The 23,654-nt window shown below is 63.1% G+C and carries 25 protein-coding genes; 11 read left to right on the forward strand and 14 right to left on the reverse strand.

From position 1 onward, the window contains the following. Positions 1-200: 200 nt before the first annotated feature. Both NKJ08_RS01670 and NKJ08_RS01675 read left to right on the forward strand, forming a co-directional pair. On the forward strand, positions 201-674 hold the full coding sequence (locus tag NKJ08_RS01670; protein ID WP_352781050.1) for an EF-hand domain-containing protein: 474 nt from the start codon (positions 201-203) through the stop codon (positions 672-674). A gap of 181 nt (positions 675-855) precedes the next feature. Further along, a complete protein-coding gene (locus NKJ08_RS01675; protein WP_352781052.1) occupies positions 856-1,197 on the forward strand; it encodes an antibiotic biosynthesis monooxygenase family protein in 342 nt (113 codons plus the stop codon). 13 nt (positions 1,198-1,210) lie between these two features. Here the strand turns inward: NKJ08_RS01675 and NKJ08_RS01680 are convergent, their stop codons facing one another. The 11 genes from NKJ08_RS01680 to NKJ08_RS01730 all read right to left on the reverse strand — a co-directional run bounded on the left by NKJ08_RS01680 (position 1,211) and on the right by NKJ08_RS01730 (position 13,388). Next, a complete protein-coding gene (locus tag NKJ08_RS01680) occupies positions 1,211-2,044 on the reverse strand; it encodes an SMP-30/gluconolactonase/LRE family protein (protein ID WP_352781053.1) in 834 nt (277 codons plus the stop codon). Between the two features lie 11 nt (positions 2,045-2,055). Further along, positions 2,056-3,831, reverse strand: coding sequence for a CoA-transferase (locus tag NKJ08_RS01685; RefSeq protein ID WP_352781054.1), 1,776 nt, complete (start codon positions 3,829-3,831; stop codon positions 2,056-2,058). Further along, positions 3,828-4,613 carry an enoyl-CoA hydratase/isomerase family protein gene (locus NKJ08_RS01690; protein ID WP_352781056.1) on the reverse strand — a complete coding sequence of 262 codons (786 nt, stop codon included), beginning with the start codon at positions 4,611-4,613 and terminating at the stop codon, positions 3,828-3,830. The genes NKJ08_RS01685 and NKJ08_RS01690 overlap by 4 nt, the downstream gene beginning before the upstream one ends. Before the next feature lie 2 nt (positions 4,614-4,615). After that, the gene (locus NKJ08_RS01695) at positions 4,616-5,821 is read right to left on the reverse strand and encodes a CaiB/BaiF CoA transferase family protein (RefSeq protein ID WP_352781058.1); all 1,206 of its coding nucleotides are present in this window, start codon (positions 5,819-5,821) and stop codon (positions 4,616-4,618) included. A 34-nt stretch (positions 5,822-5,855) separates the two neighbouring features. Continuing rightward, positions 5,856-6,641, reverse strand: coding sequence for an SDR family NAD(P)-dependent oxidoreductase (locus tag NKJ08_RS01700; RefSeq protein WP_352781060.1), 786 nt, complete (start codon positions 6,639-6,641; stop codon positions 5,856-5,858). A 1-nt stretch (position 6,642) separates the two neighbouring features. Beyond that, positions 6,643-7,638 (reverse strand): ABC transporter permease, encoded by a 996-nt coding sequence (locus tag NKJ08_RS01705; RefSeq protein WP_352781061.1) that lies wholly within the window; start codon positions 7,636-7,638, stop codon positions 6,643-6,645. 63 nt (positions 7,639-7,701) lie between these two features. Beyond that, positions 7,702-9,234 (reverse strand): sugar ABC transporter ATP-binding protein, encoded by a 1,533-nt coding sequence (locus NKJ08_RS01710; RefSeq protein ID WP_352781063.1) that lies wholly within the window; start codon positions 9,232-9,234, stop codon positions 7,702-7,704. Then, the gene (locus NKJ08_RS01715) at positions 9,224-10,207 is read right to left on the reverse strand and encodes an ABC transporter permease (RefSeq protein ID WP_352781065.1); all 984 of its coding nucleotides are present in this window, start codon (positions 10,205-10,207) and stop codon (positions 9,224-9,226) included. The genes NKJ08_RS01710 and NKJ08_RS01715 overlap by 11 nt, the downstream gene beginning before the upstream one ends. Before the next feature lie 138 nt (positions 10,208-10,345). Next, positions 10,346-11,377, reverse strand: coding sequence for a sugar ABC transporter substrate-binding protein (locus tag NKJ08_RS01720; protein WP_352781067.1), 1,032 nt, complete (start codon positions 11,375-11,377; stop codon positions 10,346-10,348). A 23-nt stretch (positions 11,378-11,400) separates the two neighbouring features. Next, entirely contained in the window at positions 11,401-12,246 is an 846-nt protein-coding gene (locus NKJ08_RS01725; protein ID WP_352781069.1) for an IclR family transcriptional regulator, read from the reverse strand. Beyond that, a complete protein-coding gene (locus NKJ08_RS01730) occupies positions 12,246-13,388 on the reverse strand; it encodes an ABC transporter substrate-binding protein (protein WP_352781071.1) in 1,143 nt (380 codons plus the stop codon). Before NKJ08_RS01730 ends, NKJ08_RS01725 begins: the two co-directional genes overlap by 1 nt. A gap of 594 nt (positions 13,389-13,982) precedes the next feature. On the opposite strand from NKJ08_RS01730, the gene cyoA reads away from it, so the two are divergent. The 4 genes from cyoA to cyoD are packed head-to-tail and all read left to right on the forward strand — an operon-like array spanning position 13,983 to position 17,990. Next, positions 13,983-14,906, forward strand: coding sequence for a ubiquinol oxidase subunit II (gene cyoA / locus NKJ08_RS01735; protein ID WP_352781072.1), 924 nt, complete (start codon positions 13,983-13,985; stop codon positions 14,904-14,906). A gap of 2 nt (positions 14,907-14,908) precedes the next feature. Continuing rightward, complete coding sequence (gene cyoB, locus NKJ08_RS01740) at positions 14,909-16,915, forward strand: cytochrome o ubiquinol oxidase subunit I (RefSeq protein WP_352781074.1); 2,007 nt, start codon at positions 14,909-14,911, stop codon at positions 16,913-16,915. Beyond that, positions 16,912-17,565 carry a cytochrome o ubiquinol oxidase subunit III gene (gene cyoC, locus NKJ08_RS01745; protein WP_352525760.1) on the forward strand — a complete coding sequence of 218 codons (654 nt, stop codon included), beginning with the start codon at positions 16,912-16,914 and terminating at the stop codon, positions 17,563-17,565. The genes cyoB and cyoC overlap by 4 nt, the downstream gene beginning before the upstream one ends. Further along, the gene (cyoD, locus tag NKJ08_RS01750) at positions 17,562-17,990 is read left to right on the forward strand and encodes a cytochrome o ubiquinol oxidase subunit IV (protein WP_352525758.1); all 429 of its coding nucleotides are present in this window, start codon (positions 17,562-17,564) and stop codon (positions 17,988-17,990) included. The genes cyoC and cyoD overlap by 4 nt, the downstream gene beginning before the upstream one ends. Positions 17,991-18,091: 101 nt before the next feature. Here the strand turns inward: cyoD and NKJ08_RS01755 are convergent, their stop codons facing one another. Beyond that, positions 18,092-18,553 carry a YbhB/YbcL family Raf kinase inhibitor-like protein gene (locus tag NKJ08_RS01755; RefSeq protein WP_352525756.1) on the reverse strand — a complete coding sequence of 154 codons (462 nt, stop codon included), beginning with the start codon at positions 18,551-18,553 and terminating at the stop codon, positions 18,092-18,094. A 172-nt stretch (positions 18,554-18,725) separates the two neighbouring features. Here NKJ08_RS01755 and NKJ08_RS01760 point away from each other — a divergent pair, with 172 nt between their 5' ends. From NKJ08_RS01760 to NKJ08_RS01770, 3 genes are all read left to right on the forward strand, one after another. Continuing rightward, positions 18,726-19,925 (forward strand): DUF3182 family protein, encoded by a 1,200-nt coding sequence (locus NKJ08_RS01760; protein ID WP_352781077.1) that lies wholly within the window; start codon positions 18,726-18,728, stop codon positions 19,923-19,925. 81 nt (positions 19,926-20,006) lie between these two features. Next, positions 20,007-20,378, forward strand: a complete 372-nt coding sequence (locus NKJ08_RS01765; protein WP_352525754.1) for a SpoIIAA family protein — start codon at positions 20,007-20,009, stop codon at positions 20,376-20,378. An 18-nt stretch (positions 20,379-20,396) separates the two neighbouring features. After that, positions 20,397-20,612 (forward strand): hypothetical protein, encoded by a 216-nt coding sequence (locus NKJ08_RS01770; RefSeq protein ID WP_352781079.1) that lies wholly within the window; start codon positions 20,397-20,399, stop codon positions 20,610-20,612. 40 nt (positions 20,613-20,652) lie between these two features. On the opposite strand, the gene NKJ08_RS01775 is transcribed toward NKJ08_RS01770, so the two are convergent. Both NKJ08_RS01775 and NKJ08_RS01780 read right to left on the reverse strand, forming a co-directional pair. Continuing rightward, a complete protein-coding gene (locus NKJ08_RS01775; protein ID WP_352525751.1) occupies positions 20,653-20,976 on the reverse strand; it encodes a hypothetical protein in 324 nt (107 codons plus the stop codon). A 109-nt stretch (positions 20,977-21,085) separates the two neighbouring features. Beyond that, a complete protein-coding gene (locus NKJ08_RS01780; protein WP_352525750.1) occupies positions 21,086-21,523 on the reverse strand; it encodes an Lrp/AsnC family transcriptional regulator in 438 nt (145 codons plus the stop codon). A gap of 129 nt (positions 21,524-21,652) precedes the next feature. On the opposite strand from NKJ08_RS01780, the gene rocF reads away from it, so the two are divergent. Both rocF and ocd read left to right on the forward strand, forming a co-directional pair. Then, positions 21,653-22,573 carry an arginase gene (rocF, locus tag NKJ08_RS01785; RefSeq protein WP_352525749.1) on the forward strand — a complete coding sequence of 307 codons (921 nt, stop codon included), beginning with the start codon at positions 21,653-21,655 and terminating at the stop codon, positions 22,571-22,573. A 3-nt stretch (positions 22,574-22,576) separates the two neighbouring features. After that, positions 22,577-23,644 carry an ornithine cyclodeaminase gene (gene ocd / locus NKJ08_RS01790; RefSeq protein WP_352525748.1) on the forward strand — a complete coding sequence of 356 codons (1,068 nt, stop codon included), beginning with the start codon at positions 22,577-22,579 and terminating at the stop codon, positions 23,642-23,644. Positions 23,645-23,654 lie beyond the last annotated feature (10 nt).

The raw sequence follows: 23,654 nt of genomic DNA on the forward strand, positions 1-23,654 counted from the left end.
TGCATCAACGGCAACGTGGGTAAGCCGCTTTTGTTGCCGCGATCGGGCGGACTTTTCCGCCGCCGTGCCGACTGCCCAGGAACCATGAGGCGAGCAGCCGGTTTGGCGTGGATGCAGACACGTTCAGCCACCAATTCATACCGATGGAGACTACGATGACGTTCGCAAGCAAAACCACTGTAATTGCCGCGGCGCTGGCTATGTTGGCCGCGCCGGCATTCGGCCAGACGAGCCCACCTGCGCCCGCGGCGCCGGCACCGAATCGTGGCGCCGAACAGTCGCCCGGAATGAACGGGCAGAGCCAGGATGCCATGCGCGAAATGATGCGCCAGATGATGACTGAGATGCTGGAGGAGAGAATGCAAGAAGATCGCGGGCCCCGGGCAGAATGGCGAGGTCGCGACCACTGGCATCGCGACTACAGGATGGGCCCGCCTGACCGAGGTTGGGAGACGGGAGGCGGCGGTGGCATTGGACGCGGGATGCATGGCGCGAGGATGCGAATGATGTTCGCCATAGTGGATGCCGACGGCGACGGCGCACTTTCTCAGGCCGAAGTCCAGGATTTCGTCGGGCGGATATTCAACGCAGTCGATGAGAACGGTGACGGCAGCGTCGACATGCAGGAAATCCGATCCTTCTTCCATGGAGGAGGCGCCGAGGATCAGGAGTAAGTCTCCTAGCGGTCGGCAAGGAAGCCCTATCTGGGGCAGCGCCACCTACGTCGACCGGGGAGGATGAAAACCGCCGCTGGCAACCGGATAGCGGGTTGCCAGCAGGGAAGATGCGTTGCCTGGCTGGCCCTGCCAAGCTGAATGCCGGGTTGGAACCAATCGAGACAGCAGGAATTTGGCCATGACGGAGAAAGCTACACAGAAAACCCCGACCATAGTTCGTGTCTGGCGCGGCAGAACCCTGCCTGAGAAGGCAGATGCCTATGAGAGCTACAATTACGAGGCCGGCATCAAGCCGTTGATCGAGAAGGCGCTGGGCGTGCAAACCTTTCGTGAGGACACGCCGACCCATTCGGAATTCGTGACGATCTCCTATTGGGAGACTATCGAGGCGATGGCGGCATTCACTGGCGGCGACCCGACAAAAATCCACCATCTCGAGCGGGACGAAGAGTTCCTGATCGAGCTGCCGTCGAGAGTGCAGGTGCTGCGCATCCGCTCCAGTCACGGCCGGCTGGGATAGCTTTGATCCTGATCTATAAAATCGCCGTCAGGTCGATCTCGGTAATGTGCCAGCGGCCGAGATTTGCGGTGTAGAGCTTGTCGCCCTTGAAGGCGATGTTGGTGGGATGGGCGAGCGTCGTTGCCGCCGGATCCTCGATCAGCACCTCGAGCCCGCTATCCTTTCGCCAACGATAGATCCGGCTCGGCTCGTAGCATGAGATGAACAGCGAAGCGTCCGGCGCGAAGGCCACACCATCGGGAACGTTGTTCACGCCCTCCACGACGAGCTGGCGAGGCCCTGCCGTGCCGTCGGCAAGGATTGGCACATAGCTGACGCAGGCTGCATGGCTTTCCACGACGTAAAGTCCGTTCCCACCCGGCGCCATCGCCATGCCGTTGGCGAAGGCCATGGCCTCGCGGCACCACAGGCCGCCTTTGCCACTCTTCAAATCATAGCGGAAGATGCCGGAGCGGTTGTCTTCGCCTACGCTGTCCGACACGTAGAGCCAGCCGCGCGCCTCGTCGATAACGGGATAGTTCGGCACGCGGATGCCGGCCGAAGCGAAGCGCTGCATACCAGCCGTCGCGGCATCCCAGCGAAAGATCGCCGCATGTCTGAGATCGCAAGCGAAGCAGTTGCCTGCGCTGTCGAAGGCGATGCCGAGCAGAAAGCCCTCCGTGCCGCCCATGCGTTCGACCGAGCCGCCATCGGCGGCCAGGCGCAGCAGGTCGCCGGTTTCGGTGCCGCACCAGATGGAGCCGTCGCGATGGATGGCCACGCCTTCCGGATGCGCAACGCGCGGGCTGGTGAAGATGCCGTCGAAGAAGACCCTCGCGGCCGATAGTTCGAGCAACGGCTTTGCCATGCGCCCCCTCTTCAGCCTGCCGCGGCATGCGACCGCTGCGCGGCGATGCAGAGCTCGACCATCAGCCGGTCGCCGGCAAGGATTTCGGCGATAAGCGCGCCGCGCTCCTTGGCGCTGACGAATTCGAGGCGGCGCAGACCAAGCGGGTCGATCCGGTTTCGCAGGACATCGAGCGTCTCGTTCGCGGGCAGCGGAACTTCGCGGCAATCGGCATCGAATGTCAGGGCAAAACCGGTGGCATCCTGGATCTGCTGGCGCGTCACGCCCGGCATGGTCTCGACGACGACCAATTCCCGGTTCTCCCGGTCGAGCCGGAAGACGCAAAGGTCGGTGAACACCAGTGCAGCACCGGTCCGGTAACCCATCGGCTTGCGTTCGGCCTCTGTCAGCAGTCCGCGCGCCGAACTGGCGATCTCGACCCTGTCGACCAGCGACTGCACGGAATGGCGCGGGACGTAGAGCAGATAATCGCGATGCATGTTGGCGACATCGGCCATGCCGCCTTGCCCGGGCAGCCGGATGAGGCTGCCGTCGCGCTTGCGCAGCGCAATGGTGTTGACGCGGCCGCGTCGGTCGACCTGCGCGGCACCGACGATCTCATGCGTCACCGCGCCGGCCTGGTAATAGGTCGAATAGGTGTCGTCGCCGCCGACATGCGCCACCGCCGTCTCGCAGTCGAGGCTTTCGATCAGCGACAGGATCATCGGGCTCGGCGCTATGTCGAGATGGCCGCAACTCATCGTCGCGATGATCATGTCCGGCGCGTGCGTCGCCTTTGCCAGCCGGTAGGCGACGTTGGCCAGCGGCGACACCGCGCCGGCACTGGCAAAGCTCTCATTGTCGAGTTCGGCGGCGATGCGGGCAGCGATGATCTCGTCGACAGACGCCTTGCCTTCGCCCTGCACCAGGCCGGGCATTGCCACGACCGTCTCGGCACGGACCTTCGCGGCGCCTCGGACTAGTTCCGGCACGCCTTCGGAAGGCAGATGCAGGCTATCCGCCAAGGACGTTTCTCTGACGGCAAAGGCGTTCGCCAAAGCCCGATAATCGGTGACGTAGAAAGGCAGGCAGGAAGCGGGATAGGCGCCGCCCGGCGCCAGCGCTATGGCTGACACCTGGTTGCGGGTCAAAATGCTCTGCCGGCCGTCATGCCGCAGCGCTCCAACCCGAACGATTTCCTCGACCGTGACCAACACCTGGCGCGCCGCGCCGGCCATGGCGAAGTCCAGCGCCCGCGGCCCGATGATCTCGACATTGCCGCTTTCGTCGGCGCGCTGGGCATGGACGACGAACGTATCGAGCCGCAAGGCCGGGATTATGCCGGTCGTGGTTTTCGCGACCGGATCGGGCGCGGCGATCGCGCCCGGCACGCGCGCCAGCATGTCCGAACCCTGCGGAAGCTGAAACGGCATCGACGGCAGGTTCTGCTGCGCCGCCCGCAACGCCTGGATCATGGCGAGCGCCGTCCAGTCGCGGACCGGCACGGCATTCATCTCGGCAGCCGCACGGAAGCGGGGCGGCAAGCCAAAAATATCGAGGCTGGAAAAGCAGATATCGATCTCCGCCACGGCATCCGCTTCGAGAAGCAGTTCGAGCGGCAGGCCGCCGGCCCAGCAGACATAGCGCAGGCCCTTGACGCGCGAGCGGGCGATGGCGCGCAACAGGGCGATCGGCAGCCGGGCAAAATGATGCCCGCCGACACCGAAGGCGTCGTCGCCGCCGACCATCGCGGCCAGGCCTTCGACATCGGTGAAGCGCGGCCGGTTCGGCTTGTCCAGGGATATCATTGCGCGGCCTTGGCCCGCGCCGCGCTCTTCTCAGCGAACTCCTTGACGCGGCGCTGGCCGATCTCGCTGCGGTAAAGGCTACCCAGGACGTCGCGCTCCATGGCAAGGCCGTCGACCAGCTCGCCCGACACAGCATGCGCAGTCAGCGCCTTCAGTGCCTCGATCGCGGCGGCCGGTTCGGCGGCGATCATGCCGGCGAGTTCCAGCGCCCGCGGCATCAGCCTTTCGGCATCGACGATCTCGTTGATCAGTCCGGCGCCGACGAACTCGGAAGCCGGCACTATGGCGCCGGTCATCAATAGGAGGTTGGCGCGGTTGCGGCCGAGTTTTTGGACGCTGCGCTGCGTGCCGCCGCCGCCGGGGACCAGCCCGAGCTTGATCTCGGGCAGGCCGAGCTTGGCGAACTGGTTGGCGATGACGATGTCGCAGCACAGCACCAGCTCCATGCCGCCGCCGAGCGCAAAACCATTGACCGCGGCGATGACCGGCTTGCAGTTCTGCTCGATCGCCGCATACATGCGCGTGCCCGCCGTCTGGAAGGCATCGAACTCGATAGCTGTCTGGGCGGCGTATTCCTTGATATCGGCGCCGGCCATGAAGCCGCGCCCCTCGCCGGTCACCACGATCGCGCCGACACCGTCATCCCTTGACAGCGCCTCGAAAACATCGGTGATCTCGCTTTGCATCAGCCGGTTCATGGCGTTGAGCTGATCGGCGCGCCGGAAGGTGACGACCGCGACGCGGCCGGACATTTCCAAGGTGAGTGTCTGGTAAACGCTCATTGTCAGGCGGCATCCACGGTCATGTCGCCGGAGGCTTCCAGCGCGGCGATCTCGTTCCTGGAGAGGCCGAATTCGGCCAGTATCTCGCGGCCATGCTGGCCGATCAGCGGCGCCGGCCGCTCGATGGTTGCCGGCGTCTCGCTCATCTTGACCGCCGGCGCGACCACCCTGACCTTGCCGCCGCGCGGATGGTCGTAGCTGGTGATCATGCCCATGTGCTTGACCTGTGGATCCTCGGCCGCGCGTCTTATGTCCTTCACCTCGGCGCACCAGATGTCGGCTGCCAGCAGCCGTGCCAGCAGATCTTGCGTCGCAAACTTCCTGGTCTCGGCGTTGACCTTGTCGAACACCTCGTCGCGTTTGTCGAACAGGGTCTTCAGATCGTCGTAGACGGCGAGCTGCGGCGCTTCCAGCACCTCGTACAGCGTCTTGAACGGGCTCATGGCGATCGACATGTAGCCGCCGTCGCTCGCTTCGTAGATGCCGAACGGCGCCTGCATGCCGGGATGGCCGATGCCGGAATTCGGGCGCACGAAATCCTCGCCGAGATTGAGCACGGCGACATATTCCTGGTTGAGATGCGCCAGCATGCCAGCGAGCAGATTGACCTCGATCTTCTGGCCCTTGCCGGTCTTCTCGCGATAATAGAGCGCCGACAATATGCCGTAGACCATGTTCATCGCGCCGATCTGGTCGGCGAGGCCGGCGCCGGCCGGAACAGGCGCCTGGTCGCCGCGGCCGGTGTTGGAGATCAGCCCGGACAGCCCCTGGATCAGCATGTCCTGGCCGGGACGCTCGACATAGGGGCCTTCCTCGCCATAGCCGGAACCCGAGCAATAGATGATGCCGGGATTGACCGCCTTGAAGTCTTCGTAGCCATAGCCAAGCCTGGCGAGCACGCCAGGGCGGAAATTCTGCACCACCACATCGGCCTTCTTCGCCATGTCCATGATGATCGCATGCACCTTGCGGCTCTTCAGATTGAGCGCGATGGAACGCTTGTTGCGGTTCCAGGCGAGGAAATTCGGGCTTTCGGAGCCGCCGACCCATTTGGCGAAGAAGGTCATGCCGCGGAACATGTCGCCGGCACCGGCACGCTCGATCTTGATCACGTCGGCGCCCATGTCGCCAAGCAGCTGCGTTGCGAACGGCCCTTGCAGCAGGTGGCTGAAATCGAGAATGCGGACGTCTTCAAGGGCCTTGTTCATTTTTGTCTCGTTTGTTGTCAACGCAGGTCGGGGGTCAAAGCAGGTCGGGTACGTAGCGGGGTGCTGCGGTGAGGCCGCCGTCGACGCGCAGGTCGGTGCCGGTGGTGAAGCCGGCGGCGTCGGAGGCCAGATAGACGGCGGCTTCGGCCACTTCGGACGGTTTGCCGATGCGGCCAAGCGGATGCATCTTCACCCAGGCCTTGGCGAGATTGCCGCCGATCTCCTTGACCAGTTTATCGTTCATCGGCGTGTTGATGGTGCCGGGCGAGATCGAGTTGACGCGGATGTTGAGCGGGCCGAACTCGACCGCCATCTGGCGCGTCATCGCCATTACCGCGCCCTTGGCGCCGGCATAGGCGGTCCAGCCGTCCAGCCCGATATGCCCTTGCGCCGAGGCCATGTTGATGATCGACCCGGATTTCTGCGCGATCATGTGCGGCAGCGCATATTTGCAGCCGCGGAACACGCTGGTCAGGTTGACCGCGATCAGCCGGTGCCATTGCTCGTCGGTCATCTCATGGACCGGCATGCCGCCGATGGCGATGGCGGCATTGTTGACGAGAACGTCGAGATGGCCGGTCTTGCCGACGGCGGTATCCACCAGGGCGGCGATATCGGCCTCGTCCGCCACGTCGCAATGGACGTAGTCGGCGCGGTGGCCGGCGGCTCGCAACTCGGCCGCGAATCTTTCACCCTTCTCGTCGGCGATGTCGCTGAGAAAGACGTGCGCGCCCTCCCTTGCCATCGCCTCGCTGATCGCATGGCCGATGCCGTCGGCCGCGCCGGTGACGATTGCGGTTTTCCCTTCGAGACGATCCATGTCAGCCTCCAATGATGCGCCGGCGCTTCGCTTCGTCGAAAGCGACGGCGGCTATGATGATCATGCCGGTGATGACCAATTGCCACTCGGTCGGCAGGCCGAGCCCGCGCAGCCCGTTGGACAGGAACTGCAGGATCAGCACGCCGAGCGCCATGCCGGTCAGGCTGCCGATGCCGCCGGCAAGGCTCACCCCGCCGAGCACGGTGGCGGCAACGACCTGGAATTCGAAATTCAGTCCGGCCGTGTGTTGGGCCGAACCGACGCGGGCGGCCAGGATGATGCCGGCAACCGTCGCCAGCAGCGCGCTGATGATGAAGCAGATGAACTTGACGCGGCGCACGTCGTAGCCCGCCAGCCTTGCCACTTCGGGATTGCCGCCGACGGCATAGATCTGCCGTCCGAACGGCCGATGCTGCATCATGTAGGCGAAGACGGCGAGCAGGACGATGGCGATGACAGCCGAATAGGGAACGACATTGAACAGGCGGCCGTCCGACAGCGCGATGAAGCTGTCAAGCGCGGCATCGTCTGGGATGGCGCGCTGGCCGGTGTAGAGATAGACGCCGCCGCGCATAATGAACATCGTGCCCAGGGTCACGATCAGCGAGTTGATGCCGGCATAGGCCGTCAGATAGCCATTCACCACACCGATGATCAGCCCGAACAGCAGCGCGCCACCGACGCCGAGCGCAAGCGAGTTCGTGTCGTTCATGATGATGATCAGCGGCAGGGCGATGGTCGCCAGCAGCGACCCGATCGAAATATCGACCTCGCCGGACATGAAAACGATGGCGCAGCCGATGCCAGCGGTGAGCGCAAGCGACGCCTGACCGAGCACATTGGTGATGTTGCGCACCGAGAAGAAGTTCTCCGCCGTCAGGGAAAAGAAGGCGATCACCAGGATGAGGCAAACGAGCAGCGCCAGTTCCTGCCGCGCGAAGAGCCGCGCCAGCATGGACGGCCCGGCTTTCATGAACTCGGTGCTTGCAAGGCTCATCGCTTGCTCCCTTCGAAGGCCTGGGCCGAATGACAGGGAATGCTGCCGCAAAGTGTCATCGCCTTATCCGATCGCTGCATTGAGGATTTTCTCCTGCGTGGCGTCGTCGCGGGACATGATCGCGGTGAGGCGACCTTCGCACATCACTGCGATGCGGTCGGCAAGCCCCAGCAGTTCAGGCATTTCAGACGTCATCATGACGACCGCCAGGCCTTCGCCGGCGAGCCGGTCAATGAGCGCGAAAATCTCCGATTTGGCGCCGACGTCGATGCCGCGGGTCGGCTCGTCGACGACGATCACCTTCAGGCCTCGCATCAGCCAGCGCGAGATCAGCACCTTCTGCTGATTGCCGCCGGACAGGTTCTTGACCTGCTGGAACAGGCTGGGCGTCCGGATGCGGAAACGATCGACATAGTCCTGCACCGCCTTGCGTTCCCTGGCCTTGTCGACAATGCCCATTTTGGCGAAACCGCCGAGCGAGGCGAGGCTGGCATTCTGATAGACCGGCAACTCACCCATCAGCCCTTCGCTCTTGCGGTCCTCGGTCAGCAGGCCGATGCCGAGACGGACGCCGGTGTGCGTGTCGTGCGGCATCAGCCGGCTGCCATCGACGGCAATCGTGCCGGAAGTGATCGGGTCGTAGCCGACAACCGCCTTGGCGAGTTCGGTCCGGCCGGCCCCCATCAGGCCGAAGAAGCCGAGGACCTCGCCGGCATGCGCCTCGAACGACACATCCTTCAGCTTCTTCGCGGTGCTGAGCCCTTCAACGGAAAGCGCGACCTTGCTGCCCGGTGCGCCGCGCTTGCGGGGAAACAGGTTTTCGATGCGTCGGCCAATCATGTCCTGGATCAGCGTGTCGTTGGTGTGTTGGCCGATCGGCCTGGTCGAGACGTGGCGGCCGTCGCGCAGCACGGTCACGGTGTCGACGATCTCGAAGACCTCGTCGAGCTTGTGGCTGACATAGAGCACGGCGATGCCGAGCGCGGCCAGCCGGCGAATGACGGTGAACAGCAGCGAGACCTCGTTCGGCGTCAGCGAGGAGGTCGGCTCGTCCATCACCACGACGCGGGCTTCATGGGCGAGCGCGCGGGCGATCTCGACCATCTGCTGCTGGCTGACCGGCAGCGATCCTGTGCGCGCCGCCGGATCGACGTTGAAGCCAATGCGCTTGAACAAGGCGGCAGCGTCGGCACGAATCTTCCTCCAGTCGATCGAGCCGCTTTTGCCGGTCGGATAGCCCTCGAGGAAGATGTTCTCGGCGACGCTGAATTCGGAGATCAGCGCGATCTCCTGGAATACCACCTTGATGCCCTCTTTCAGGCTGTCGCGCGGCGCCTTGATGTCGGCCTCGCGGCCGCGCAGGCGGATGCTGCCGGTATCCTTGCCGTAGACCCCGGCCATGATCTTGATCAGCGTCGACTTGCCGGCGCCGTTTTCGCCCATCAGAGCGTGGATCTTGCCGGGTTCCAGGGTCAGGTCGACATTGTCCAGCGCCACGACGCCGGGAAAGCGCTTGCCGATGCCATGCATTTCCAGCGCCGGCACGCTTTTATCGACGGCCGCGGTTTCGCCGGAGTGAAGGAAATCAACAGACATTGGCTCTGTTCCGGACGATGTCGAGATAGGTCGCGAGGATGATGACGATGCCCGGCACCACCATCTGCAGGTCCTGGTTCCAGCCGAGGATAATGATGCCGTTGTCGATGACCTTCAGCACCAGCACGCCAAGCAACGTGCCGAGCAGCGAGCCGCGGCCGCCAAGCAGGCTGGTGCCGCCGAGGATGACGGCGGCAATCACCGTCAGCTCGAAGCCGCGGCCGGCGGTCGGCTGGCCGGCATTCATCAGCGACGACAGGATCATGCCGGCGATGCCGACGCAAAGGCCGGTGGCGACGAAGGCGAACAGTTTCAGGCGTTCGGAGCGCACGCCGGAGAGGCGAACCGCGCGTTCATTGGCGCCGACCGCGTAGAGATAGCGGCCGAGCGAGGTGAAGCGCAGCGTTGCCGCGGCCAGCGCGAAAATCACCGCGGCAATGACCACGGGCAGCGGGATCGCGCCGATATAACCGGCGCCGAGATCGGTGAAGCTTGCAAGCCGGTGGTGATTCTGCACCGCCTCGCGGGTGAACAGATAGACGCCGCCCTGCAGCATCATCATCGTGCCGATGGTGGCGATCAGCGAGTTCACCTTGAGCCTGGTGACAACCAGCCCGTTGAACAGGCCGACCGCGCCGGAAAAGGCGAGCGCCGCCAGCAGGCCGAGCGTCAGGCTGTGCGTCGAATTGAGGACGGCCATGCCGATGCAGCCGACAAAGGCGAGCGATGCACCGACCGACAGATCGACTTCAGCAGTGATGATCAGCATCGTCATGCCCGAGGCGACGATCAGTACCAGCGCGCATTGGCGCAGGATGGCGATGATGTTGGCCTCGGAATAGAATTGCGGCGCCGCTATCGAGATGGCGATGCAGAGCACGGCCAGGATCACGCCGAGCACCAGCTGGCTGCTGCCCAGCAACTGGCCGCCGATGAAACGCCTTGGCGCGGAGGATTGCGTAAGCTCGCTCATTTCCATTCCATTTCCGGGCCGTATCGGTGCCGTCGCCATTTGGAACCTGCCGGCCTAAAACCGGACGGTTGACCTGTTTTGTCGTCGGCATCCGATCCGGTGCCCTTCCCGCCGCGCGGGAAGGGCTATCCGGAATCCTTACTTCTTCAGGTCAGCGGAGGTTTTCATGCATTTTTCCGGCGGCTGAAGCGCATTGACGGCGTCCCATTTGATCGTGCGTGTGGTGCCATTGTAGTCGTAGAATTTCTTCCACTCGTCGCCGTTCATCGGCGCGGTCGGGCTGACGATGTGCTCCGGCACCTCTTCGCCGTTGAAGAGCTTAACTGCTGCATCGATGGCGGTGTAGCCTTCCTTTTCCGGGAACATCGCGGCCTCGATGCGATAGGACGGCTCGTTCTGCATCGCATTGATGAAGGCAAGGCCTTCGCCGCCAGTGCCGACCGTCAACAGGCCGTCCTGCGACTTGCCGGCCGCTTTCCAGGCCTGAAGGCCGCCGAGCGACGAGGAATCGTTGATGCCATAGATGATGTTGATGTCGGCGTTCTTGGCAAGTGCTGCCGAAGAGACTTCGAGCGCGCGGTCCGGATTGCCGCCGCCGTCGAGGTCGTGGACCATGACCGCGTCAGGCACGATGGTCTTCAGGCCGTCCATAAAACCCTGCGAACGCAGGACCGTGGCGGACAGGAGCGGAAGGCCGACATTCATCACCTTGGCTTTGCCGTCGAGCTTTTCCTTGGCGAATTTACCGGCTTCGATGCCAGCGGTGTAGCCGGTATCATAGTCGCAGATCGCGACCATTGTCGTCATTCCCTTGACCGGATTGCCTTCGAGCACGACCGGAACGTCGTTGGATTTCGCCTGGCGCAGCAGCGGCACGACGCCTTCCTCGTTGACAGGTGTAATGATCAGAACGTCGACGCCCTTGGCCATGAAGTCTTCGGCGGCGGAAACCTCCTTGGCAACGTCGAGGTTGGCGTCCTGTACCTCGAGCTCGATACCGAGTTCCTTGGCGCGGGCCTGCATGCCCTTGATGACGTTCTGATACCACTCATGGGTGGCGTAATTGGTGACGTAGCCGATGCGCTTCGGCATGTTTTCAGCCTGTGCGGCAGCGGCGCTCAGAGCCAGCGCGGCCGCCGAGGCAAACAGCATTGATTTGGACCAGTTCATGTTTCTTCTCCCTGTATTTCTTGTCAGTTGCTGAACGGATAGTCCCGCCGTTCCGGGTCGGCACGTGAAGAATTGGCAGCTTCGCCCGCGCCCAGCGCCGCCGATATCTTTTCGGCCGCCGCCTGGGTCCGCTCGAAAACGGTTTTGCGATCGAAGCGCGCGGCCTTTTGCGGCAGAAACGGGACGGTAAGCGCCGCAATGACCGCGCCGGTATGGTCGCGCACCGGCATCGAAATGTTGGTGCAGGCCTCGACTGCCAGCGAGGCACGCATTTCATGGCCGAGCCTTGCGACTTCGTTCAGCCGCGCTTCGATTTCCGTCCGGCTGCCTTGCCCTTCGCCGGCAGCGACGATCCGCTCGACGATGCGGTCGCGCTCGGCGCGGCTCGAATGGGCGAGCAGCACCGCGCCGGAGCTCGTTTCGAGGATCGGGAAATGCGAGCCGAGGGCAACCGAATAGCGCATCGGCAAAGGCGAATCGATCTGCAGCACGACCAGTGCGCTCTCGCCTTCGCGAACGACCAGATGGCAGCTCTGATCGGCATTGGCGGCGAGGCCGCGCATCACCGGCAGCGCGCATTCGACCAGGCGGTTTACCGGCGGATGCATATGCGCCAGCTCGAACAGCTTCAGCGACAGGCGGAAGCGGTCCGATTGGGTCCGGAAAATGTAACCGCGCTTCTCCAGCAGCAGCAGGATGCGATAGATCTCGTGAATGGAGCGCCCCATTCCGGTGGCGATCTCGGTCTGGGTCAGCGGCTCGCCGCTCGCAGCCATGAATTCCAGGACGTCGAGCGCCTTCTCCACCGCGGGCACGCGATAGCCGTTGCGGCCGCTTTCGTCGGCGATCTGGGCAATACCGGCGGCCATTACGCGACGCTCCGTTGCGGCTGGCCCTGCCTGGTCTCGCGATAGAGCCGGTTCAGCCGGTCTGCGAGCTCCGCCGCCGGCAATTCGCCGGCGATCGCCGCAGCGGCATGAGGGGCGCATTGGCGGAAGAAGCTGATAAAGCCCGGATGGGTCGGGCGCAGATAGGACGCCTCGATGGTCGCCAGCGTCGAAGCGAAGAAGTCGCCCGAAAGAGCGTTGACCTCGGCATCCTGCCACGCCGCCAGCGATCCCGGCTGCCCGCCGGATTTCACATAGTCGCTGCGCTGGTAACCGGGCGAGCACAGAAAAAGCGCGTAGTCGACAGCGGCTTGCTTGTGTTTCGATTGGGCGCTGACGCCGATGCCGGCGCCGCCCAGCAAGGCGCCGGCGGATCGCGGCGTGGGCACGTCGGCGAAGCGCAGATACGGCCTGTCGGCCTTGGAAGCATAGTTCACATAGCCGAAGGCGAACGGCACATAGACCACATCGTCATGCGCGATCATGTGATCGTAGCAGCGGATCGGGTTCCATTTCGGCGAATTCGGATGCGACAGCTCGGCAAGCTGGCGCAACTGCCCGATGGCCTGCTCGACCTTCTCTCTTGCGATGAACTCCTCGCCGTTCTCCTGCGGACGGCCGAGCGTCAAGAGCAGGCACATGGCGTCCGTCGGCACGGACGGCAGGCCAAGCCATTTGCCGTCCTTGCGCGCGCGCCGGCCAAGTTCCAGCACCTCATCATGAGTGCGGGGCGGCGGCCCGTAGCGCTCCAGAAGATCTGGACGATACGAGGCAACCTGACAGGCGGTGTCGATCGGCAACGCCCATTGGCGCCCGTCCCTTGTGTAGGATCGCCAGGATGCGCCGACCGAATCCTGTTCGAAGCCGCGGCGCTGCTCACCCGGCAAATCGAACGGCACCATCAGCTCACCTTCAGCAATATCGCCAATGAACGGGTGGTCGAACACGACAAGGTCATAGGCGCCGAGCACCGGACCAAGTGCGCCCTCGCCGAACTCGTAGAGGCTGCGGCGGTCCCATTCGATCTCAAGACCGGGATTGGCGGCGCAATACGGCCCGATGCTGGCGTCGAGCGGACCCCAGCAGCGTCGGTGATCCCACGCGAGACCGCGCAGTCTTGTCATGCCCGAAATTCCTCCCTGAACCGGCCATGCGCCGGGTTAGCCGATTAGTAGCAATTATTTTCACCTAGACAAGTAATTTTTACATACGCAAAGCCAGCCTCGGCTTCCGTTTTGGCAGGAAAGCCGCCCAACGGCCCGTGGTGCGCATCGCGTTGCCGCCGACCTGCAACCAAAGGCTGCAATGGATCTGCCTTTTTTGGAACTTTCGCGACGAACATTCGTTCGGTTGGCGCAGCCATTCAGAGCAGCGTCACCGGAATCAGCGCCGCGTCGCAGGGAGCGGACTAAATGGACCAACTGTGGGCGCGGCCATGAACCGGTTTACCGCCTTGGCATTCGCCACGTTTCTGGCGATAACTTCAATCTGGGTCCTGTCGCTGGTTTCTTAGGATTTGGCTCTGGTTTCTTAGGATTTGGAGGGGTTCTCGACAGGTTGACCGCTTAACAACGACGTCCAAGGCATGTCGTTCTGCCAGCCGGAGCCGCGTGCGTGAAGAAACTGTCGCCAGGAGCACGTCGGCGCGCACATTCGGGGTTGGCACCCATGCTGCCTGCAACGCATTCCAATCGGTTTTCAGGAAACGGCGAGATCTCATGTTACCGAGGGCGATCGTTCGAAATTGTGCCGCCATCCGTCTTTGTTGCATCGGCGCGACGATATTTCTTGCCGGGCTGCTTGCCGGCTGCCAGGGCGGCGTGCTGGACCCGCAAGGGCCAGTCGGCGCGGCGCAGCGGACGATCCTGCTCAATTCGGTTGCCATCATGCTGGCCATCGTCATCCCGACCATCGTGGCGACGCTCGGTTTTGCCTGGTGGTTCCGGGAAACCAATACAAGAGCGCGGTTTCTGCCGGACTGGGCCTATTCCGGACGGATCGAACTGGTGGTCTGGTCGATCCCCATCCTCGTCATCCTGTTTCTGAGCGGCATCATCTGGATCGGGTCGCATGACCTCGATCCAATGAAGCCGCTGGATTCCCAGCAAAAGCCGCTTGAGGTGCAGGTCGTCTCGCTCGACTGGAAATGGCTGTTCATCTACCCGGAGCAGAATGTCGCGAGCATCAACCAGCTCGTGGTGCCGGCGGGCAGGCCGGTGCATTTCTCGCTTACCTCGGCAAGCGTCATGAACGCGTTCTTCGTGCCTCAGCTTGGCGGCATGATCTACACGATGAACGGGATGACGACGCAGCTTCACCTGCAGGCGGATCAACAGGGCGAATTTTATGGGCGGTCGGCCCATTTCAGCGGCGACGGGTTTCCAGGCATGCAATTCGTGCTGCATGCAGTCGCAGCGGATGCCTTCGACGCGTTCGTCAATTCGGCGCGAAGCCAGGGACAGGCACTCGACAAGACCAGCTACCAGGAACTGGCCAGACAGAGCATGGACGTGCCGTCTTCGACCTATGGCTCGGTGGAGCCAGACCTTTTCCATGAAATCGCGACGCAGGGCGTTCCGCCCGCGCCCGGCCCCCAGGCCGGACGCCCCGAGCCGAGCGCATCGCCCAAGGCAGGAGGCTGACAATGCTCGGAAAATTGAGCTGGGACGTCATTCCGTTCGATCAGCCTCTGCCAATGATCGCCTCGGCGGTCGTCGCCCTGGCAATCCTCGGCGTGCTGGCTTGGGTCTTTCTGGCCGGCCATTTCCCCTATCTGTGGCGCGAATGGATCACTAGCGTCGATCACAAGCGGATCGGCGTGATGTACACGCTGCTGGCGCTGCTGATGCTGCTGCGCGGCTTCAGCGACGCCGTCATGATGCGGTCCCAGCAGGCTCTCGCCTTCCAGGCGCCCGGCTATCTGCCGCCCGATCACTTCAACCAGGTCTTTTCCGCCCACGGCACCATCATGATCTTTTTCGGGGCGATGCCGTTTGTCATCGGCCTGATGAACCTGGTCGTACCGCTGCAGCTCGGCGTCCGCGACGTTGCCTTTCCGACGCTCAACTCGGTGAGTTTCTGGCTCACCGCCACCGGCGCGCTGCTGGTCAACATCTCGCTTGTCATAGGCGAGTTCGCGCGTACCGGATGGCTGCCCTATCCGCCGCTCAGCGAGACCGCCTACTCGCCGGGCGTCGGCGTCGATTATTATCTGTGGGCGGTGCAGATATCCGGCGTCGGAACGCTGCTCACCGGCATCAATTTCGTCACTACGATCCTGAAGATGCGGACGCCCGGCATGAACTACCTGCGCATGTCGATGTTCTGCTGGACTTCACTCGCCGCCAGCCTCCTCATCGTCGCCGCCTTCCCGATCCTCACCGCCACGCTCGCGATGCTGACGCTCGACCGCTATTTCGGCTTTCATTTCTTCACCAACGAAGCCGGCGGCAACATGCTGATGTTCGTGAACCTGATCTGGGCCTGGGGCCATCCCGAGGTCTACATCCTCGTCTTGCCGGCGTTCGGCATCTTCTCGGAAGTTATCTCCACCTTCTCCAGCAAGCCGCTGTTCGGCTACCGGTCGATGGTGGCCGCGACGCTCTTCATCTGCATCGTTTCCTTCATGGTGTGGCTGCACCACTTCTTCACCATGGGCGCCGGCGCCGACGTCAACGCCGCGTTCGGCATCGCCACCAGCATCATCGCTGTCGGTACCGGCGTGAAGATCTACAACTGGATGTTCACCATGTATGGCGGCCGCATCCGCTTTGCGACGCCAATGCTGTGGTCGCTGGGCTTTATGGTGACGTTCGTCATCGGCGGCATGACGGGCGTTTTGCTGGCCGTGCCGCCGGCCGATTTCCTGCTTCACAACAGCCTGTTCCTGGTGGCGCATTTCCACAACGTCATCATCGGCGGTGTGCTGTTCGGCGCCTTCGCGGGATATACCTATTGGTTTCCCAAGGCATTCGGGTTCCGGCTGCACGAGGGTTGGGGCAAACTGGCCTTCTGGCTGACGCTGATCGGGTTCTACGCCACCTTCGTGCCGCTCTACACTGTTGGCCTGCTCGGCATGACCCGCCGCATGCAGCATTTCGACGTGCCGGCCTGGTATCCCTGGGTGCTGGTTGCCGGCGCCGGCATGATCATCACCACCGCCGGCGTGATCGCGCAAATCATACAGCTCGTCGTCAGCGTCCGGCAGCGTGAGGCGCTTCGCGATGTCACCGGAGACCCCTGGGACGGCCGCTCGCTGGAATGGGCCACGCCCTCGCCGCCGCCGGTCTTCAACTTCGCCGCGCTTCCGCATGTCGAGGGTGAAGAGCCCTACTGGAACATCAAGCAGCGGGCGCGCGAGCAGAACCGCCTGCGCGACGAGCCGGACTACGAGCCGATCGAGATGCCGCGCAACAGCCCCACCGGATTCGTCTGCGCCTTCTTTGCCACCGTGATGGGCTTCGCCCTCATCTGGCACATCTGGTGGATGGTGGCGCTCGGCGCGCTCGGTGCTTTCGCCACCTTCGTCGTATTCGCGTGGCGCGACATACCCGAATACGTCATTCCGGCCGCCGAAGTCGCTCAAATCGACCGCGCCAACCGAGGCGCCCGCCGCGAGGCGCTGGCCACGTATACGGGGCCAAGGCCATGACCGCGATCGACGTTCGAGACCGCGATCCCTACCGACTCGGCCATCGCGTGCACGGTCCTGCATCCGGCCATGGCGAGGGCGGCCCGGCGCCGATCAGGATCGTCGTGGGCTACGGCTTCTGGATCTTCCTTTTGAGCGACATCGTGATGTTCTCGGCCTTCTTCGCGGCCTATGCCGTGCTGGCGGGCAAGACCGCGGGCGGGCCGAGCGGAGCCGAGCTGTTCAACCTGCGCAACGTCGCGATCGAGACGGCGGCCCTGCTGTTGTCGAGCTTTACCTGCGGTCTCGCCAGCCTCGCCGTGGCAGCGCGGCGAAGCTCCTGGTTCTACGTCGCGATGGCCGTCACCTTCGCGCTCGGCGCCGCCTTCATCCTGCTCGAGCTGCGCGAATTCGCGAATATGGTTGCCCGCGATGCCGGACCGACGCGCAGCGCCTTCCTGTCGGCGTTCTTCACGCTGGTGGGATGCCACGGCCTTCACGTCACGGCGGGGCTGCTGTGGCTGCTCACGATGATGGCGCAGATCTTCGCCAAGGGATTTCGCGACGACATCCTTCGGCGTTTCATGTGCTTCAGCCTGTTCTGGCACGCCCTCGACATCATCTGGGTCGCCCTGTTCACCGTGGTCTATCTCCTGGGAGCAAGCCGATGAGCAATGCTGGGGATCGCCATGCGCAACAGCGCGACACCGATAGTCTGGAACGCTACGACATCGATACGGCGCCGGGCGACGAATATCTCGGCGATGCCGATGTCGCATCCGGCTTGCGCAGCTATGTGATCGGTCTCGGGCTGGCAACGCTGCTGACCATCGCCTCGTTCTGGTTTCTGGGAACGAACCTGATTTGGGCACCCGGCATTCCGGTGGCACTGATCGTGCTGGCGATCGCCCAGATGGGCGTGCATCTCGTCTTCTTCCTGCATATCACGACGGGACCGGACAACACGAACAATGCCCTGGCGCTTGCCTTCGGCGTGCTGATCGTGATCCTGGTGATCGGCGGCTCGATCTGGATCATGGCCAATCTCGACCACAATTTGATGCCGGTGCATGAGACGATGACCATGGGTCGTTAGCGATCATATCGCGACAGCGCAACCCCGGGCCTCGCCCGACGTTGCCCGCGCCCGTGCTTTGGGCGCATCGTAGGATGGCGAGCCGCTATCAGCCGGCATCCTCAAACCCGTTCGAATGTGCCGACGAGCTCGGCCTCTCCCACGACGTGCGGCTCGGCCTCTTTCAGCACGTCGTCGACGGCAGCCTTCTCGCCGAGACGCAGCGTCTCGACGTCGACCGCAAGAAGCCGGAAATGGTAGTGGTGGAGCCCATGCCCAGGCGGCGGCTGGGGACCGTCATAGTGAGGATTGCCGAAATCGTTGACACCGAGCCTCTCGGTCTTGGCGCCGGCGGTCGTTCCTTCGGGAAGAAAATTGCGCTGTGCGTCGATGTCGTAGACCGCCCAATGACGGAACGTGCCCGAAGGGGCATCGGGGTCCTCGACGGCCAAGACGAAGCTTTTGGTTCCTTGCGGCGCGTCCGTCCACTCCAATGGCGGCGAGACGTTGCCGCCGTCGCGGGAATAGCGCGGCGGTATTTTTTTGCCTTCTGCAAAGGCAGCGCTTTTGAGCGTGAAAGCCATGGTTTCCATCTCCCTGTCTGAGGTTTCCGCATAACAACCACGAGCCGCCGATGTTCCGGTCGCCGCGCCTCGGTCAAGCTGGATAGCTCGCCGTTGCCCGGAACATTCGCCGAGGAAGCGGGTTTTTCGGTTCGGACGCATCGCCGCGGAATAACGGCAATGGGGCTCGGCAATGGACGAAGAGCGCGACATGACCGGGCTAAGCGGTATGCAATCAAGCGGGGCAAAAGGTGTTGTGGTCGCATTCTCCGTACCGGGCGGCGAGACCATCTATGCCCACGAGCGGGAAACCGTCGCTGCCGTCGCGCGCACGATTGCGGCGTCGAAGGGCTTTGCCTTCCGCGAGGGCCTGAGTGACGGCGGCGGTGACAGCGGCGGGCTGTATTTCGTGCCGGACGACAGCCTGCTTGCTGCCGATGCGGTCCGGCTCGGCATCAACGGGCCCGACGACCTCTTCGGCGGTGTGGTGCCTTGGCGCCTCGCAACCACCAAGGCCATAACCCACGAGTTGGTGGACGGGTCGGTGGCACGGCCAAAAGAATGGCCAGTCGGCTTCGGCAGAGCCGTCGGCGCGGCCGTGCTGCCCGGCTACACCGCATTTTCACGCTATGATGCGCTGCGCGCAGCGGAACGTCTGCTGGGGTTCGGGCTGGTCCGGTACAAGCCACCGCGCGCTTCGCGGGGCCGGGACCAGCATATCGCCGCGACGGTCGCCGACATCGAAAGGCTGCTGGAGCGATATCCATCCTCCGACCTAAGGGAATACGGCCTTGTTCTCGAAACGGAGCTTCGCGACATCGTCACGCTGAGCATTGGCAGAACGGCGATCGACGGAACATTGGTCAGCTATTACGGCGTGCAGCGGACGACGACCGACAATGCCGGACAGCCCGTTTACGGCGGATCCGATCTGGTCGTCGTGCGCGGCGGATGGGAGGCGCTCGACGGGCTGCAGCTTTCTCCGGCGCTAAGTTTGGCTGTGGCGCAGGCGAGGACTTACGACGCGGCGATGGATGGCTATCCCGGATTCTTCGCCTCGCGGCGCAATTACGACATCGGCCAAGGTGTCGATTCCTCGGGCGTCTGGCGATCGGGCGTTCTGGAAGCCAGCTGGCGGATCGGCGGCAGCAGCACCGCCGAGCTTGCGGCAATGGACGCTATGAAGCGTGACCCCGACGTGCAGATTGTGCATGTCTCCGCTGTCAAGCAGTTCGGCAACACTGCGCGGCAGCCGCTGAACGCAGAAGTCCATTTCCACGGAGAGGATCCCGAGGAGGGCCAGGTCACGCGCTATACTATCGTCACCCAGGCTATCCGAGGGCCCGTCGGGGACGCCGGCCGATCGTCTTTTAGCTATGTCAGGTCGAAGTGAAACACGTCCCCGGCAGGGAACATCCGTGAGTGGCCCGAGTTTGTTTCGGGCAGCCAGCGAAGTCAGAAAACGGAGGAAAAAATGATCGAGATCATTTCCGCTCCCCGAAACGTAGCCGCCTTTCGTGTCGCGGGTACCGTGACGGCGGACGACTACGACAAAGTCATCCCGGCAATCGAAGCGAAACTGAGCGATCACAAGGACATCGGCGTCCTGACTGATCTCACTGATTTCGAGGACATGACGGCTGGCGCTTTGCGTCGCGACCTGCAGTATGGGCTGACCAAACTTGGCGAGCTCCACCGCTTCAAACGTGCTGCAGTGATCTCCGACAAGCAGTGGATCAAGGCAGCCACGGAAATGACGGACGCGCTGTTTCCGCAAGTCGAGGCGCGGGTGTTCCCGGAGAACGAAAAAGCCCAGGCCCTGGTATGGGTGGCGGGCGTACAATAGCGGCATTGGGGAGTGGCCATGCCCTACGACAAGCGACAGGATTCGGAAGGCCTCTGGGACGTCTATGACAGCGAGAGCGACGAAGCCGTCGTGGTCGACGGATTGCCGCTTTCCGGGCTCGACGAAAGCGAAGCCGATGAAGCGATTGAAAAGCTCAATGAGGGCGAGCTGACGTCGGACAACATCCCCGAGACGGTTCGGTCAGGGTGGCCTCCTACCAAAGACGGTTTGTGATGACAGCCCTGACGGACGTGCCCGAGGACCCGTCGCGGATCTACGACGAGGCCTTGACCCCGAGCTTGCGGGCTTTGTCCTCAAAGTCGTCGCGAATATCCTCGATTGTCGGCAGGTGCAGGCGCCGCAGCTGGGAGTGCAACTTTTTGGCGGCATCGGAGCTCAGGTCGCGCTTGAAATTGGTCGCGACCTCCTCGGCTGAGCCGTAATGGCGATAGCGCTCGATCTCGGTCTTCGTGGCCTGCTGGACGTGCTCGAGAGTCTTGCGTTCGGCATCGGATTTTCCGTCTGGTTTGGCCCGCATGACCGGATTGAACGCTTTGCTGATAACGAAGTCGACCAGTTCCTGGTGGGCGTGAGCCATGATTGTTCTCCCTCGAAGAAGGCCTGTCCGAGCCTAACCGCGGCGGCAATTGAAGGTTCCGTGGCTTCGGATTTCGTTACCGCTACAGGTCAAGGCGGTTCCTCGAAGATCACAGCCGCGCCTTGGTGGTGCGCGGCGTTGCCAAGAGCAGGCTTGTTTCGCTGCCGGTAATTCCGGGAATCAGTCGGATACGTCTCAGCACCGCATCAAACTCGCTCAGGGTCTGGGTTCCGAGTTCTATCACCAGATCCCAGCGACCATTGGTGGTGTGGATCGTCGAGACCTCGGAGAAGCCGCCCAGCGCCCGGATGACGCGATCGGCGGCGTGGCCTTCGATCTCGATCATCATGATGCCACGCACGCGCTGATCGACCGCGTCGGCGCGCAAAATAACGGTGTAGCCGACGATGACGCCGTCTCTTTCAAGTCGCTCCATTCGAGACCTCACCGTCGCCCGGGAGACACCCAGGCTGATGGCAAGGTCCGAAATGCTGCGTCTGGCGTCGTGCCGCAAAGATGTGATGATCTGCTCGTCGAGCTGGTCCATGATTACTCATAACGGAAGTAGATGATGCCACTATGGTAAGGCACTTCGACAAATTTGCCAATTTGACATGTTCATTCTGCCAGCGATGCGGGCTTCAATAAAGGCATCGTAATTTGGTAGGGTATGAGAATGCATTGCACGATCGTGGGCGCACCGATCCAGGCCGGCTCGGGCAGGATGGGCTGCGAGATGGGGCCAAGCGCGCTGCGCACGGCCGGCCTGGCCGGCGCACTGACCGACCTCGGCCATACGCTGACCGACCTCGGGACGATCGTTCCTGCTGACATGCGCCCTGTCGTACATGGCAATGCGGCGGTGAAGGCGCTGCCGGAAATCGCCGCCTGGACGGCAGCGATCAGCGAAACCGCCTATGCCGCGAGCGCCGACGCAATGCCGATCTTTCTTGGCGGCGACCACAGCATTTCGGCCGGCACGCTCGCCGGCATTGCCCGCCGGGCGGCGAATGCCGGCCGGCCGCTCTTCGTGCTGTGGCTCGACGCCCACCCCGATTTTCATACGCTCGACACGACGACCAGCGGCAATCTGCATGGTGTGCCCCTGGCCTATGCCAGCGGGCAGCCCGGCTTCGAGGGCTATTTCCCCCGCCTCGCAGCGCAGGTCGACCCGGCTCGCATCTGCACGCTGGGGATCCGCAGCGTGGACCTGGCGGAACGGGAAGCGTTGCGCAGAGCCGGCGTGACGGTCCACGACATGCGTTCCATCGACGAGCACGGCATCGCGCAACTGCTTCGCGCCTTTCTCGAACGGGTGAGCGCCGCCAACGGCATGCTCCACGTCAGCCTCGACGTCGATTTTCTCGACCCGTCGATCGCCCCGGCGGTGGGCACCACCGTTCCCGGCGGCGCCACCTTCCGCGAGGCGCATCTGGCGATGGAAATGCTGCATGACAGCGGCCTCGTCACCAGTCTCGACCTGGTCGAGCTCAATCCTTTTCTCGACGAGCGCGGCCGCACCGCCACGCTTTTGGTCGACCTGACCGCAAGCCTGATGGGCCGGCGGATCATGGATCGCCCGACAAGGGGGTTCTGAGGCATGACCGTGAATTTGAACATCGTTCCTTTCGTCAGCGTCGACCGCATGATGAAACTGGTGCTTGCCATCGGCGTCGAGCGCTTTCTGGTCGAGCTTGCCGCCTATATCGAAGAGGATTTCAGGCGCTGGGAGCTGTTCGACAAGACGCCGCGTGTCGCTTCGCACAGCATTGACGGCGTCATCGAGCTGATGCCGACCAGCGACGGACAGCTTTACGGCTTCAAATACGTCAACGGGCATCCGAAGAACACGCGTGACGGCCGACAGACCGTGACCGCTTTCGGCGTGCTTGCCGATGTCGGCAACGGCTATCCGATGCTGCTTTCGGAAATGACCATCCTGACCGCGCTCAGGACGGCGGCGAGCTCGGCCGTCGCGGCGAAATATCTCGCTCCCGAGGCCGCCAGGTGCATGGCGATCATCGGCAATGGCGCGCAATCGGAGTTTCAGGCGATCGCGTTCAAGGCGCTGCTTGGCGTCGACAGGCTGCGCCTCTACGATATCGACCCGGCGGCCTCGACGAAATGCATGAAGAACCTTGCCGGCCTGGGTTTCGACATCAAGCTCTGCGCGTCGGCGCAGGAGGCCGTTGAAGGTGCAGAGATCATCACCACGGTTACCGCCGACAAACGATCGGCAACAATCCTGACCGACAACATGGTGGGATCCGGCGTGCACATCAATGCGGTAGGCGGCGATTGCCCGGGCAAGACCGAGCTGCATCGCGACATTCTGCTCCGCTCGGATATTTTCGTCGAATATGCGCCGCAGACGCGCATCGAAGGCGAGAGCCAGCAGCTCGATGCCGATCATCCGCTCACCGAATTGTGGCAGGTGATGACAGGAAAGGCAGCAGGGCGCACAAGCACCAGCCAGATTACGCTGTTCGATTCCGTCGGCTTTGCAATCGAGGATTTTTCCGCATTGCGCTACGTCCGCGATCAGCTTCAGCGAACCGGCCTTTATGATGAACTAGACCTTCTGGCCGATCCTGATGAACCGCGTGACCTGTTCGGCATGCTGCTGCGCGCCAAAAAAGCCGCCGAACTTGCGGTCGCCGGCAGCTGAGCAGCGCTCC

This window comes from Mesorhizobium sp. M0244 (assembly GCF_040321795.1).
GTDB lineage: Bacteria > Pseudomonadota > Alphaproteobacteria > Rhizobiales > Rhizobiaceae > Mesorhizobium.

Excerpts from the sequence above, each read along its gene's own strand:
- NKJ08_RS01685 (WP_352781054.1), bottom strand. The coding sequence starts at position 3,831 with ATGATATCCCTGGACAAGCCGAACCGGCCGCGCTTCACCGATGTCGAA.
- NKJ08_RS01705 (WP_352781061.1), bottom strand. The coding sequence starts at position 7,638 with ATGAGCCTTGCAAGCACCGAGTTCATGAAAGCCGGGCCGTCCATGCTG.
- rocF (WP_352525749.1), top strand. The coding sequence starts at position 21,653 with ATGCATTGCACGATCGTGGGCGCACCGATCCAGGCCGGCTCGGGCAGG.
- cyoC (WP_352525760.1), top strand. The coding sequence starts at position 16,912 with ATGACCGCGATCGACGTTCGAGACCGCGATCCCTACCGACTCGGCCAT.
- NKJ08_RS01775 (WP_352525751.1), bottom strand. The coding sequence starts at position 20,976 with ATGGCTCACGCCCACCAGGAACTGGTCGACTTCGTTATCAGCAAAGCG.
- cyoD (WP_352525758.1), top strand. The coding sequence starts at position 17,562 with ATGAGCAATGCTGGGGATCGCCATGCGCAACAGCGCGACACCGATAGT.
- NKJ08_RS01780 (WP_352525750.1), bottom strand. The coding sequence starts at position 21,523 with ATGGACCAGCTCGACGAGCAGATCATCACATCTTTGCGGCACGACGCC.
- NKJ08_RS01700 (WP_352781060.1), bottom strand. The coding sequence starts at position 6,641 with ATGGATCGTCTCGAAGGGAAAACCGCAATCGTCACCGGCGCGGCCGAC.
- NKJ08_RS01715 (WP_352781065.1), bottom strand. The coding sequence starts at position 10,207 with ATGAGCGAGCTTACGCAATCCTCCGCGCCAAGGCGTTTCATCGGCGGC.
- NKJ08_RS01725 (WP_352781069.1), bottom strand. The coding sequence starts at position 12,246 with ATGGCCGCCGGTATTGCCCAGATCGCCGACGAAAGCGGCCGCAACGGC.
- NKJ08_RS01680 (WP_352781053.1), bottom strand. The coding sequence starts at position 2,044 with ATGGCAAAGCCGTTGCTCGAACTATCGGCCGCGAGGGTCTTCTTCGAC.
- NKJ08_RS01760 (WP_352781077.1), top strand. The coding sequence starts at position 18,726 with ATGGACGAAGAGCGCGACATGACCGGGCTAAGCGGTATGCAATCAAGC.
- NKJ08_RS01695 (WP_352781058.1), bottom strand. The coding sequence starts at position 5,821 with ATGAACAAGGCCCTTGAAGACGTCCGCATTCTCGATTTCAGCCACCTG.
- cyoA (WP_352781072.1), top strand. The coding sequence starts at position 13,983 with ATGTTACCGAGGGCGATCGTTCGAAATTGTGCCGCCATCCGTCTTTGT.
- NKJ08_RS01690 (WP_352781056.1), bottom strand. The coding sequence starts at position 4,613 with ATGAGCGTTTACCAGACACTCACCTTGGAAATGTCCGGCCGCGTCGCG.
- cyoB (WP_352781074.1), top strand. The coding sequence starts at position 14,909 with ATGCTCGGAAAATTGAGCTGGGACGTCATTCCGTTCGATCAGCCTCTG.
- NKJ08_RS01670 (WP_352781050.1), top strand. The coding sequence starts at position 201 with ATGTTGGCCGCGCCGGCATTCGGCCAGACGAGCCCACCTGCGCCCGCG.
- NKJ08_RS01755 (WP_352525756.1), bottom strand. The coding sequence starts at position 18,553 with ATGGCTTTCACGCTCAAAAGCGCTGCCTTTGCAGAAGGCAAAAAAATA.
- NKJ08_RS01710 (WP_352781063.1), bottom strand. The coding sequence starts at position 9,234 with ATGTCTGTTGATTTCCTTCACTCCGGCGAAACCGCGGCCGTCGATAAA.
- NKJ08_RS01765 (WP_352525754.1), top strand. The coding sequence starts at position 20,007 with ATGATCGAGATCATTTCCGCTCCCCGAAACGTAGCCGCCTTTCGTGTC.
- NKJ08_RS01675 (WP_352781052.1), top strand. The coding sequence starts at position 856 with ATGACGGAGAAAGCTACACAGAAAACCCCGACCATAGTTCGTGTCTGG.
- NKJ08_RS01770 (WP_352781079.1), top strand. The coding sequence starts at position 20,397 with ATGCCCTACGACAAGCGACAGGATTCGGAAGGCCTCTGGGACGTCTAT.
- NKJ08_RS01730 (WP_352781071.1), bottom strand. The coding sequence starts at position 13,388 with ATGACAAGACTGCGCGGTCTCGCGTGGGATCACCGACGCTGCTGGGGT.
- ocd (WP_352525748.1), top strand. The coding sequence starts at position 22,577 with ATGACCGTGAATTTGAACATCGTTCCTTTCGTCAGCGTCGACCGCATG.
- NKJ08_RS01720 (WP_352781067.1), bottom strand. The coding sequence starts at position 11,377 with ATGAACTGGTCCAAATCAATGCTGTTTGCCTCGGCGGCCGCGCTGGCT.